Source organism: Agrobacterium sp. 22-223-1, assembly GCF_053522385.1.
The window spans coordinates 522,463-534,354 of record NZ_JBNWCN010000001.1 but is presented as its reverse complement, the minus strand read 5'-3'; the positions used below and the strand labels follow the sequence as shown (position 1 = coordinate 534,354).

Here is an 11,892-nt window from a genome sequence, read left to right as displayed (position 1 = left end):
GCCTCCCTCAGCGCGTCAGGACGAGGCCGGAATCCGGCTTCCAGTTTAGCCACACCATATCGCCGAAGGTGATCGGGCGATCGACGAGACGCGAAACATTCGCCTGCGCGGCGCGAATGACGCGGCCATCGGCAAGCTTGACGATGAAGACGGAGAAGTCGCCGAGATAGCCGATATCCCAGACCTCGCCATAGGCGGAATTGATGCTGCTATCGGCGGGCTGGTCGAGCGAGATGCGGACCTTTTCCGGGCGGATGGCGAAAGCCACCTGGCTGCCGGTCGCAGCGGCGCATTCCTGCTCCACCGCCACCTTCAGCCCTTCGCAATCCAGCGTCACCAGACCCGGTTTGCCGATATCGGAAGCATTGGCGACGACATTGGCGTCGAAAATATTGATATCGCCGATGAAGTCCGCCACGTAGCGGCTGTTCGGCGCTTCATAGATCTCGGCCGGCGTCGCCACCTGCACGACATTGCCCTTGTCCATGACAGCGATGCGGTCCGAGACCGTCATCGCTTCTTCCTGATCGTGGGTGACGATGAGGAAGGTGAGACCGAGATTGGTCTGGATGTCCATCAGTTCGAATTGCGTTTCCTCGCGCAGCTTCTTGTCGAGCGCGCCGAGCGGTTCATCCAGCAAAAGCACCTTGGGCCGCTTGGCAAGCGAGCGGGCAAGCGCCACGCGCTGCCGCTGGCCGCCTGAAAGCTGGCTTGGCTTACGCCTTGCGAATTCCGTGAGCTTGACGAGCCGCAGCATTTCTTCGACGCGGGCGGCGATATCCGCCTTGGGCAGACCGTCCTGCTCCAGACCGAAAGCGACGTTCTTTTCCACCGACATATGCGGGAAAAGCGCGTAGGACTGGAACATCATGTTGGTGGGGCGCTTGTAGGGCGGCACGCCGGAAATATCCTTGCCCTGCAGCAGGATGCGGCCCTCGGTCGGTTCTTCGAAACCGGCCAGCATGCGCATCAGCGTTGTCTTGCCGCAGCCGGAGGGGCCGAGCAGCGAGAAGAACTCGCGTTCATAGATATCGAGCGTCAGATTGTTGACGGCGACGAAATCGCCAAAACGTTTGGTGACGTTTTCAAAGCGGATGAAGGGCACCGCATCGGGATTGTCCCAAGGGCTAAATTTGCGTTTGACCGGCCCCAGAGTTTTCGCCATTCACCCTACCCTCAAATCCCGTTGGTCTTGTAGATTTGAGCATCGGATTTTCCGACTTTCGGTCCGATGCTTTGAGGCGGGCGACGCCGGCAGGTAACGGAACCTGCCGGCAAAGGATCAGAGAAACAGGCCCGCCGGCCGTTCCTCAACCAGCGGGCGGAAGTGTCAGCTGCCGGTCTTTATCTGCGTCCAGACGCGGTTCAGGACGCGCTGTTCCTTCGGTCCGTAAGGCGAGATGGTGAAGAGCTTCTTCAGCGTCTCGGCATCGGGATAGACCGCCGGGTTCTTGGCGACGGACTCATCCATCAGCGCCTGCGAGGCGAGGTTGCCATTCGCATACTGAACATAGTTGGAGGCCTTGGCGATGACTTCCGGCCGCATCAGATAATTGATGAAGGCGTGGGCTTCCTCGACATTCTTGGCATCCGCCGGGATGGCAAGGTTGTCGAACCACATATAGGTGCCTTCCTTCGGAATGACGTAGTTCACTTCGACGCCGTTCTTGGCTTCCTCGGCGCGGCTTTTCGCCTGCAGGATATCGCCCGACCAGCCGATGGTGATGCAGCTGTCGCCATTCGCCAGTTCATCGATATAGGCGGAGGAGTTGAAGGTCTTCACATAGGGGCGGATCTTCATGTAGACGTCGCCGCCCGCCTCGAGATCGGCGGTTTCCTTGCTATCCGGATTCTTGCCGAGATAGTTCATGGCGATGGCGAAGGTCTCGTCCGACGCATCGAGAATATTGATGCCGCAGGATTTCAGCTTTTCGGCATTTTCCGGCTTGAAGAGAATATCCCAGCTGTCGACCGGAACATCGCCGAGAGCGGCCTTCACCTTGGCGACATTATAGCCGATGCCGGTGGTGCCCCACATGTAGTTCACGGCATATTCGTTGCCGGGATCGTATTTGGCCAGACGCTCGGAAACCTCGGGCCACATGTTCTTCAGATTCGGCAACTTGGACTTGTCGAGTTTCTGGAACACGCCGGCATTGATCTGGCGGGCGAGGAAGGGCCCGGTCGGCACCACGACATCATAACCGGAGCTGCCGGCCAGAAGCTTGGTTTCCACGAGTTCGTTGCTGTCGAAAACGTCATAGACGACCTTGATGCCGGTTTCCTTGGTGAAATCGGCAAGGATCGATTCGTCGATATAATCCGACCAGTTATAGACGTGGACGACCTTCTCCTGGGCCATTGCCGAGCCTGCTGCAACGAGCGCGGTGGTGAGAGCCAAGGTCAGGCGGAGAGAACGGTTTTTCATGATGTCTCCTGTTAACGCATCCTCACGATGGGAGCGTGATCCCCTTTTTTGGGAGAGACTAGAAAGGAAAACAAAAGGGAGCAAGCGGGAAATGTGCAGCACAGCATTTTCAACCAAATGTGTTCCGGACGGGAAAAAGCGAATGGAAACACCTACTGGAAGTCGAAAACACTGAGACCGGTAACCATTTCATCGAGCCCCAGCGGCCGCGTCAGCGGCGCTTCGGCCCGCGACAGACAGCCCTGCCTTTCGCACAGCCGGCACGAAGGCCCGACGGCGACGGGCGCAGCACCCGAGGCGGCCGGGCCATAGACGGTGTCTCCGGCCTGGGCGAGATCGCAGCCGAGAAGCACGGCCGTTCGCCGCACCCTTTCGCCGAAACCCGCCTGCGGGCCTTCCAGCGTGCGCGACACCGTGAGGAAAGCGTCGCCATCCGGCATCTCCACCGCCTCCACCAGCACCTGTCCCGGCTGGGCGAAAGCGGCATGGATGTTGAGACGCGGACAGAGGCCGCCAAAACGCGCCCTTGGAAAACCGCCGGCCCCCGCAAGGCGGAAACGGTTGCCGGCATTGTCGATCTCCATCAGGAAAAACGGGATCGCCGCGGCTGACGGCCGTTGCAGGCTGACGAGGCGGTTGGCCGCCTGTTCGAAAGAAACGTTGAAGCGCGACCGCAAAACCTCGAGATCGTATTTTGCCCGCTGGGCGGCGCTGAGGAATGCGCCATAGGGCATCATCAACGCATGGGCGGCGTAACGCGCCAGCTCGAAGCGGGCGATGCGCCTTGCCTCCTCCCCTTTCAGACCGAGCCCTTCAAGCTCCGTGCCGATTTCTTCGCGAAGCGCCAGAAGACAGGTCTCCATGGCCATTTCCCGCAATTGGTCCGGCTGCGACAGTCGTTCGGATAAAAACAGCCGCATGGAATGGCGGTCATAACGCCGCCTGAGATTCGGCATGGCATGAACCGGCAGGGTGCGGACCACGATGCCGTGGTTTTTCTGAAGCCATGCACGAAGGCCGGAGGCGAGATCGTCGCCCGCCGACAGGTGTTTGTGGAGTTCTTCCGCCGTCGCGTCGATGGCATGGAAATAGACCGGTCGGTTTTCAAAGACATGCCGCACCTCGTCGATCGGCAGGCGGGTGGAGGAGAGCGCCGTCTCGTGCCCCTCCCGCGCCAGAAGATCGGAGAGATCGGAAAGGCGCTGCGCCTGTTCCCTATAGGCGCGATAAAGCTTGAGGACACCGCTTGCCGCATTGGGCGCGGCATCGGCGACCTCGATCAGCTCCTGTGGCGACGGCACTTCACCCGAAAGCAACGGATCGGCGAAGACCTCGCGCAGCTGCCCGGCGGAACCGGCGCTTTCACCCTGCAGATCGTCCAGATCGACCTTGTAGACGGAGGCAAGCTTCAAAAGCAGCTGCACCGTCAGCGGCCGCTGGTTGCGCTCGATGAGATTGAGATAGGACGGCGAAATCGCCAGCGCCTCGGCCATTGCCGTCTGCGTCAGCGCGAGACCATTGCGAATGCGGCGCACGCGCGGGCCTGCAAAAATCTTGTTTTCCGACACCGCCTCGCCTCCCCGTGCCTGCGACTCATACAAATCTGTTACAAATTCGCGGGGTGAAGGACTTTTACAAAATTTACAATTTTACACCTCCACCCTGTCACGTACTCTACAGGATAACCTCTTTCAAGTCACTGTTTTTATGTTTATTCTGGCGCTCAAATATCGAAAAATGTAAATGTAGTCACATCAAACGGCGCCATATGATGTTGAAGAGGGCCCGTTACGGAAACCGCATTTATCATGGGAGAGAGAAATATGACGGATTTTTACAAACTTGTTCCGGGCGCACCGCAGGGACGTTTCGATGGCATCGAGCGCACCTACACCGCCGCCGACGTGGAACGGCTGCGCGGCTCCGTCGACATCCGCCATTCACTGGCCGAGATGGGCGCGAACCGGCTGTGGAAGCTGATCAACGAGGAAAACTTCGTCAACGCGCTTGGCGCGCTTTCCGGTAACCAGGCCATGCAGATGGTTCGCGCCGGGCTGAAGGCGATCTATCTTTCCGGCTGGCAGGTTGCCGCGGATGCCAATACGGCGTCGGCCATGTATCCGGACCAGTCGCTTTATCCGGCCAATGCCGCACCGGAGCTTGCAAAGCGCATCAACCGCACCCTGCAGCGCGCCGACCAGATCGAGACGGCGGAAGGCAAGGGTCTTTCGGTCGACACCTGGTTCGCGCCGATCGTTGCCGATGCGGAGGCCGGCTTCGGCGGGCCGCTCAACGCCTTCGAAATCATGAAGGCCTTTATCGAGGCAGGTGCTGCCGGTGTTCATTATGAAGACCAGCTGGCATCGGAAAAGAAATGCGGCCATCTCGGCGGCAAGGTTCTGATACCGACGGCGGCGCATATCCGCAACCTGACGGCGGCACGGCTTGCGGCAGATGTCATGGGTGTGCCGACTCTGGTTATCGCCCGCACGGATGCGGAGGCCGCCAAGCTCCTGACCTCCGACATCGACGAGCGCGACCGTCCCTTCGTGGATTACGATGCCGGCCGCACCGTTGAGGGCTTCTATCAGGTCAAGAACGGTCTTGAGCCCTGCATTGCCCGCGCGGTGGCCTATGCGCCTTATTGCGACCTGATCTGGTGCGAGACATCCAAGCCGGATCTCGAGCAGGCGCGCAGGTTTGCCGAAGGCGTGCACAAGGTGCATCCGGGCAAGAAGCTCGCCTACAATTGCTCGCCGTCGTTCAACTGGAAAAAGAACCTCGACGACGCGACGATTGCCAAGTTCCAGCGAGAACTCGGCGCGATGGGCTACAAGTTCCAGTTCATCACGCTCGCCGGTTTCCACCAGCTGAATTTCGGCATGTTCGAACTGGCGCGCGGTTACAAGGACCGGCAGATGGCGGCCTATTCCGAGCTTCAGGAAGCGGAATTCGCAGCCGAGGCCAATGGTTACACCGCCACCAAGCACCAGCGCGAAGTCGGCACCGGCTATTTCGACGCGGTGTCTCTGGCGATCTCTGGCGGCACGTCCTCGACCACCGCCATGAAGGAATCCACCGAGCACGACCAGTTCCGCCCGGCGGCCGAATAAAATCGAAAAACTGCCCTTCCCGGCGACGGGAAGGGCTTGCAAACCGGATCAAGAACCCCAACCAATAATGAGAGGAGAAATGCCATGAATGCCCATAACCCCATCAAGACCCACGTCAAGGAACGCGCCGAGGAACAGTCCTCCGCCATGACGCAGGATCAGCAAGCCGCCATCCGCATGCTGGCCAACGATCTGCACCGCCTCAACCAGGCCGTCATGAAAGCCGTCGAGGCCGGCGTTTCCGTCGAGCTGGTCCGCTCGGCCCGCCACCATGGCGGCGGCGGCAACTGGGGGGATCTGCTTATCCCCGTCATCGTCGCGCAGGGGCGTGACGCCGCCTGAAACGAAAGACCGGAACATCATAATCGATGCTCCGGTCTTCAATGCAAACGTCAGAAGTGGCCGCCTCAGAAGCTCGCCGATACGGAAACGCCGATGCTTACATTGACGCCCATCGCCTCGACGTTACCCTGGAGTTGAGGCGCATAGGGAGCGAAGCAGGCAAGCTGCGTCAGGGGAATCGGGTTCAGAACGGCCGGCGATTCCCACGCCAGATGCATCGCTACACCGCCCACGAGCTTTTCCCAGCCTGCGATCTTGGTGCCTGCGGCTGCCGGCGCAATTGCCGTGACAGATTGCGAAAGAGCATCGGCAACGACTGCCGCGAGACCCTTGCTGACTGCTGCATAAAAGAGCTTTGCTGCTTCTTCCGGCGTTCCCGCTGCGGACATCGCATTTACATATGATGCTGAAACTATCATGGTGGCCTCAACCTAAAGGGGTTAAACTTACAAAAGGCAACCTATGGATATTTTGACGCACACGCAACTATAAATTATTTAAAGTTATTTATACAACTAAAAGTAATTTTACCTATGCGGGGCGGCTCTTGCGCCCGGCATATAGATCGGAATGGCTCTTGATCAGACGGGTCATCCGATCCGCCACCGCCCTGATATCGCGGCGGTGGCGATCGTCATTGTTCATGACGATCCATTGATTGTGGCGAAGGCTCTCCAGCTCTTCGCCTTCCCGAGCGAGCCGCGCATCCGCATCGCCCACGAAACAGGGAAGCACCGCGACCCCCGCCCCGGCCAGCACCAGATCGAGAAGCGCCGTCGGCCGGTTCACCGTCACCACGATCTCGTTGTTACGATTTTCATGCGGCCAGCGCAGATAGGTTGAAATGGCGTTTTCCTCCGCCACCGCCAGCCAGCGGTCGGCGACGGAAACGGCCGCGTTGCGCAGCCTGTAGGGCGCATAGGCCACCTCCCCCGTCCTGACGGCGGCAAGGTTCTTTTCCTGCGGCTCGAAAGCGCGGATGCCGATATCGTTTTCGCGATGGGCCAGAGACGCCCTCTGTTCGGCAATGAAAAGATCGATGCGGAAATCGTCGCGATCGGTGCAGATGGCGGAGAAATTTCCGGTCAGCAGCCAGGCGTTCCAGGTGCCGACGGCAATGCGCACGACAGACGAGGCCGACGACGCCTTCTGCCATCCCTCGATGTCCCTTGCCGCATTCTCCATCGCCTGAAGCCGGTCGAACAGCGTACGACCGTCCGCGGTCAGGGCGTATCCCGTCTGGCTGCGCTGGAACAGCGCCTTGCCGATACGCTCCTCCAGCTCGACCATGCGCCGCCCCACCGTCGCGGGGCTCAAGCCCGTCAGCGCCGCAGCACCCGTCAGGCCACCGCTGCGTGACACATCGAGGAAAAGCTGATAGGAATCCCAGGTGACGTTTTTCATGGGTGAAAAACGTAGCGCATTTTCTTACGCAGATAAATCAAAAAACGGCGTGCATCATGGCCCTCCGCACTTAGAAGGAGAGCGACATGCATGCGATTTTTGCAGCACGGGTCATCATCGAAAACCAGCAGCCTCGCACACGGCGCGAAGCCATTCTGCAGGAAGAGAAGTTTTATACTGACATGGCCGAGGCATCGCGCCCGTCACGGTTTTTCAGCGCGCTCATCCGCTTGATGAAGGCGAAGCGCCGCAGATCAGTGAAAGAGGGCGATCAGGGCCGCGAGGGCACCGGCTGCGATGAGGCTCAGGCGAAAGGCCAGATGACGGCTCTCGTTGTCAGTGCGGGCGATGGCAATGGCCCGAGGGCGGCGATGTGCGGATCTGTTCATGCGCGGGTTCCTGACGAAAAACTCAACCGACCCATGCCCTGTTAAGGCCTCCAGCATGACTTCATGTGCAGCGGGATCATCGAGCGATCCGCTTTGCTGGCATTTGGTCAGGATGACTCCGCGCCCGTTAACAAGGTCTTAACGGGCAAGGTTTCACGCAAATTCACCAGCCGCCTGTCCAGACGCCCAGGCCCACTGGAAATTATAACCGCCGAGCCAGCCGGTCACATCGACACATTCGCCGATGAAATAGAGGCCGGGCACGGATTTCGCAGCCATGCTGCGGGAATCGAGGCCGGTCGTGTCCACGCCGCCGAGCGTGACTTCCGCCGTGCGATAACCTTCAGAACCGGCGGGCTTGATCTGCCAGTCCTGCACCTCGCCCGCCAGCTTTGCCAGAGCCTTGTCGGACATATCCGCCAGATGGCCGGTGAGGCCGGATTGTTCGACGACGTGCTGGGCAAGACGCTTCGGCAGAATTTCCGACAGAGCCGTCTGGGGCGACTGGCGGCCGTTCTTCTGCTTTGCCTGCTTCAGCAGCGCGGCTATATCGCGATGCGGCTCGAGCTTCAGGCGGACCACGTCACCCTCGCGCCAGTAGGATGAGATTTGCAGGATGGAAGGGCCGCTCAAGCCGCGATGGGTGAAGAGCAGCGCTTCCTCAAACGAGGTCTTGCCGTGGAAAACCTCGGCCGGAACAGCGACGCCGGCAAGCGGGCTCAGCTTTTCCAGCAAGGCGGGATCGAGTGTCAGCGGCACGAGACCCGGACGAGTCTCGATGAGCTTGAGGCCGAACTGTTCGGCGATCTGGTAGGCAAAACCGGTCGCGCCCATTTTCGGGATGGACTTGGCGCCCGTCGCCACAATGAGGCTTTCCGCCTCGATGACGCCGGCGGATGTCGTGACGCGGAAACGGGCGCCATCATGGGTGACGGCCGAAACTGACGTTTCGAGCCGCAGCTTCGCATTCACCGCCTGCATTTCGCCAAGCAACATGCGAATGATGTCCTTGGCGCTGTCATCGCAAAAGAGCTGACCGAGCGTTTTTTCATGCCAGCCGATGCGGTGTTTTTCGACAAGGGCGATGAAATCGCGCGGTGTGTAACGGGCGAGCGCGGATTTGGCGAAATGCGGGTTGGCGGAGAGATAATTCTTCGGCCCGGCATGGATATTGGTGAAGTTGCAGCGGCCGCCGCCGGAGATGCGGATCTTTTCGCCCGGCGCCTTGGCATGGTCGAGAATGACGACGGAGCGGCCGCGCTGGCCGGCGCGGATGGCGCACATCATGCCGGCGGCGCCCGCCCCCAAAATCAGCACGTCACATTTCTCTGTCATCATTCCATCCGATCCGTTTCCTTTCCTCTTTTCGAAGTGCCGCCGCTTGTCAATGGCGCTTTCCCCCTCGCCAATTGCCAAACTACGGTTATGATGGCGCCAGTCGAAACACAGACCCGGTGATACATGCCCGCCAAGAAAACCATGCTCCGCCCGAAGAAACAGGCAACCATGGCAAAGACACCTCCCCTCGACCTTTCCTCCCCCCGTGGCGTTTCCTCCTGGCGCGAAGCCGCGCAATGGCTGCGGGCGCGCGGGATCGAAGACATAGAATGCATCACGCCCGACCTTGCCGGGGTTCCGCGCGGCAAGATGATGCCGACGGCGAAATTCACGGGCGACACCTCGCTTGCCCTGCCATCCGCGCTCTACCGCCATACGATCTCCGGCGAATATCCTGATGAGACCGCCAATTTCCGTTACGAGCCGCGCGACAGCGACCTGAAGCTGGTGCCCGATCTTTCCACCCTCTCCGTGGTGCCCTGGGAAACCGACCCGACCGCGCAGGTGATCTGCGACGTGGTGGATGCCGAGGGCAATTTCGTGCCCTACACGCCGCGCAACGTGCTGAAGAATGTGCTTTCGCTCTATACCGAAAAGGGCTGGAAGCCGGTCGTGGCGCCGGAAATCGAGTTCTACCTCGTCGCCATGAATGACGATCCGGATTATCCGCTGCATCCGCCGAAGGGCCGGTCCGGCCGCTCCATCGTCGGCGGGCAGAGCTATTCCATCGCCGGCATCAACGAATTCGACGAGCTGATCGACGACATCTATCATTTCTCCGAAAAACAGGGCCTCGAGATCGATACGCTGATCCACGAGGAAGGCCCGGCGCAGCTGGAAATCAACCTGCGCCATGGCGATCCCATCGAGCTTGCCGACCAGGTGTTCCTGTTCAAGCGCACCATTCGCGAGGCGGCGCTGAAGCATGGCATCTACGCCACCTTCATGGCCAAGCCCATGCAGGGCCAGCCGGGTTCGGCCATGCACATCCACCAGTCGGTGGTGGAGATCGACAGCGGCCGCAATATCTTCTCCAATGCCGATGGCAGCCCTTCGAAAGAATTCTTCTCCTTCGTGGGCGGCATGCAGCGTTATGTTCCGAACGCGCTCGTCATGCTGGCGCCCTATGTGAATTCCTATCGCCGCCTGACGCCCGACATGGCCTGCCCGGTCAACAATGCCTGGGGCTACGACAACCGCACGACCGCCTTCCGCGTGCCGATTTCCGGCCCGCAGGCGCGGCGCGTCGAAAACCGCCTGCCGAGTTCGGACGCCAATCCCTATCTCGCGCTTGCCGCCTCGCTCGGCTGCGGCTGGCTCGGCATCGTCAACAATATCGAGCCGACCGAACCTACCGCCGATACGGCCAATGAAGGCTCCATCGAATTGCCGCGCGGTCTTCTGGAAGCCGTGGCGCTGCTGGAAGGCGAAGAGCAGTTCGACCGGGTGTTCGGCCATGAATTCGTCGGCCTCTATGCCGGTCTGAAACGTGGGGAGTTCGAGACCTTCATGCAGGTCATCAGCCCCTGGGAGCGGGAATTCCTGCTTCTCAACGTGTGAGGAACCCCGAGCATGACATGGCAAAGCCCGATTGCGCCGGGAATTTCCTGGTATCAGGCAACCGTTGGCGAGCGGCCGGACTATCCCGCTCTCGACGGGTCGAAAGAGGTGGACGTGGCCATCATCGGCGGCGGTTATACCGGTCTTCAGGCCGCCTGTAACCTCGCCGAAAACGGCGTCTCCGTCGCCCTCATCGAAGCGCATCGCTTCGGCGATGGCGCTTCCGGCCGCAATGGCGGGCAATTCGGCACCGGCCAGCGTTCCTTCCCCGACGAGATGGAAGAAGAGATCGGTTTCGAGCAATCGAAGCTGCTGTTCGACATTGCCGAGGACGCCAAAAACTACCTGCGCGGCTTCGCCGTCAGCCGCGGCATCGACATGGAATATCTTCCCGGGCAGCTCTATGTGGCGCACAAGGCCGCTTACGAGGACGACTATCGCCGCAGTGTCGATGCGATGAACAACCGTTATGGCTATCCGCATATTTCCTACATGGAACGCGCAGAAGCACGCAAACGCGTCGGCTCCACCCATTATTTCGGCGGCACGCGCGATACCGGCACCGGCCATATCCACCCGTTGAAGCTGCTGGTCGGGCTGGCGAAGGCGGCGAAAGCCGCCGGTGCCGGCATTTATGAAATGACGCCGGCTAAATCAATCCGCCAAACGGGCGGCAAGACCATCATCGAAACGCCTTTCGGTACGATCACCGCGCCGCGGGTGCTGATCGCCACCAATGCCTATATCGGCAATCTGGAACCGGTCACGGCCGCCCATATCATGCCGATCCGTTCCTTCATCGGCGCCACCGTGCCGCTGGATGCGTTTCCCGACATCATTCCCGACCGGGAGGCCGTGGCGGATTCGCGGTTCGTGGTGCGCTATTTCCGCAAGACGGCCGATAACCGGCTGCTGTTCGGCGGGCGCGAAGCCTATACGGCCGATACGCCGCGCGATATTTCCAGCCACATCCGCCGGCAGATCGCGGAAATCTATCCTGCGCTGAAAGATATTGAGATTAGCCATTCCTGGGGCGGCTCCGTCGGCATTACCCTGCCACGCAAAGTCTTCGTGCGCGACGTCATGCCCGGCGTCACCTCCATCGGCGGTTATTCCGGCCATGGGGTGATGCTGTCGAACTATTGCGGCAAGCTCTATGCCGATCTCGTTCTCGGCAAAAAGGACATGCTGGCGCCCTTCGCGCAGCTGAAGGTGCCCTCTTTTCCCGGCGGGGCGTCGCTGCGCGCGCCGCTGCTTTTCCTCGCGCTCTCCTGGTACGCGTTGCGAGACAGGTTTTAGGCCAATGTTTACAGACTGT

At 60.2% G+C, this 11,892-nt stretch carries 11 protein-coding genes; 5 read left to right on the top strand and 6 right to left on the bottom strand.

Annotation, left to right across the window (positions count from 1 at the left end; all coding sequences use genetic code 11):
- Positions 1-7: 7 nt before the first annotated feature.
- From ACQZ60_RS02675 to ACQZ60_RS02665, 3 genes are all read right to left on the bottom strand, one after another.
- The gene (locus ACQZ60_RS02675) at positions 8-1,165 is read right to left on the bottom strand and encodes an ABC transporter ATP-binding protein (RefSeq protein ID WP_080852663.1); all 1,158 of its coding nucleotides are present in this window, start codon (positions 1,163-1,165) and stop codon (positions 8-10) included.
- A 165-nt stretch (positions 1,166-1,330) separates the two neighbouring features.
- Complete coding sequence (locus ACQZ60_RS02670) at positions 1,331-2,428, bottom strand: polyamine ABC transporter substrate-binding protein (protein WP_004432613.1); 1,098 nt, start codon at positions 2,426-2,428, stop codon at positions 1,331-1,333.
- Positions 2,429-2,580: 152 nt separating this feature from the next.
- Positions 2,581-3,996 (bottom strand): helix-turn-helix domain-containing protein, encoded by a 1,416-nt coding sequence (locus tag ACQZ60_RS02665; protein ID WP_448734700.1) that lies wholly within the window; start codon positions 3,994-3,996, stop codon positions 2,581-2,583.
- Positions 3,997-4,251: 255 nt separating this feature from the next.
- Here ACQZ60_RS02665 and aceA point away from each other — a divergent pair, with 255 nt between their 5' ends.
- A complete protein-coding gene (aceA, locus tag ACQZ60_RS02660) occupies positions 4,252-5,541 on the top strand; it encodes an isocitrate lyase (RefSeq protein WP_004432607.1) in 1,290 nt (429 codons plus the stop codon).
- An 84-nt stretch (positions 5,542-5,625) separates the two neighbouring features.
- Complete coding sequence (locus ACQZ60_RS02655; RefSeq protein WP_004432604.1) at positions 5,626-5,883, top strand: SMc00767 family acetate metabolism repressor; 258 nt, start codon at positions 5,626-5,628, stop codon at positions 5,881-5,883.
- 65 nt (positions 5,884-5,948) lie between these two features.
- Here the strand turns inward: ACQZ60_RS02655 and ACQZ60_RS02650 are convergent, their stop codons facing one another.
- Positions 5,949-6,272, bottom strand: a complete 324-nt coding sequence (locus ACQZ60_RS02650; protein WP_080852665.1) for a hypothetical protein — start codon at positions 6,270-6,272, stop codon at positions 5,949-5,951.
- A 142-nt stretch (positions 6,273-6,414) separates the two neighbouring features.
- On the bottom strand, positions 6,415-7,287 hold the full coding sequence (locus ACQZ60_RS02645; protein ID WP_448734699.1) for a LysR family transcriptional regulator: 873 nt from the start codon (positions 7,285-7,287) through the stop codon (positions 6,415-6,417).
- 86 nt (positions 7,288-7,373) lie between these two features.
- Between ACQZ60_RS02645 and ACQZ60_RS02640 the strand changes: the two genes are divergently transcribed.
- Positions 7,374-7,721, top strand: a complete 348-nt coding sequence (locus ACQZ60_RS02640) for a hypothetical protein (protein WP_448734698.1) — start codon at positions 7,374-7,376, stop codon at positions 7,719-7,721.
- 108 nt (positions 7,722-7,829) lie between these two features.
- Here ACQZ60_RS02640 and ACQZ60_RS02635 read toward each other — a convergent pair whose 3' ends face one another.
- Positions 7,830-9,014, bottom strand: a complete 1,185-nt coding sequence (locus tag ACQZ60_RS02635) for an NAD(P)/FAD-dependent oxidoreductase (RefSeq protein ID WP_448734697.1) — start codon at positions 9,012-9,014, stop codon at positions 7,830-7,832.
- A 123-nt stretch (positions 9,015-9,137) separates the two neighbouring features.
- Between ACQZ60_RS02635 and ACQZ60_RS02630 the strand changes: the two genes are divergently transcribed.
- Positions 9,138-10,574, top strand: a complete 1,437-nt coding sequence (locus ACQZ60_RS02630; RefSeq protein ID WP_035260676.1) for a glutamine synthetase family protein — start codon at positions 9,138-9,140, stop codon at positions 10,572-10,574.
- Positions 10,575-10,586: 12 nt separating this feature from the next.
- Positions 10,587-11,873: an NAD(P)/FAD-dependent oxidoreductase gene (locus ACQZ60_RS02625; protein WP_448734696.1), complete on the top strand. Its 1,287-nt coding sequence runs from the start codon at positions 10,587-10,589 to the stop codon at positions 11,871-11,873.
- The last annotated feature ends 19 nt before the right edge of the window (positions 11,874-11,892 follow it).